Source organism: Kitasatospora sp. NPDC029367 (genome assembly GCF_055569135.1).
The window spans coordinates 167,829-168,266 of sequence record NZ_JBVHYH010000003.1 but is presented as its reverse complement, the minus strand read 5'-3'; positions in this window follow the sequence as shown (position 1 = coordinate 168,266).

Genomic DNA, 438 nt, shown 5'->3' with positions numbered 1-438 from the left:
ACGTCGGGAGGAGGCCGAAGGAAACGACCAATGCCGGCGTTCGCCAACCCCCTCCCTCCTCCCCCCCCCCCCCCCCCCCCCCATCGCTTCCTCCCCCCCCCCCCCCCCCCCCCCCGCGACGGGGGTGCAGGCGAAGAGGGTGACCAGCGCTGTGGCCGTGCCGAGACGAGCTGCTCTGGTGGGGCGCATCGGGTGACTCCTGAGGTTGGTGCTCACGGGTGGTCCGGTGAGCAATTCATAACCTCGGTTCTGCCGCCGCCGGATCGTCCCGGCACGACCCACCAGAAGGTCCGTCCGGTCGGAGCAGCCAGGGCGGGCACCGGCTCACCCGACCGGGCCGGACGGGCGGGTGCCCAGGCCCGGGGGGGGGGGGGGGGGGGGGGGGGGGGGGCTCCCGCCCAGGGGACAAAGACCACCCCCCGTGGCGAGCGGCAGAAC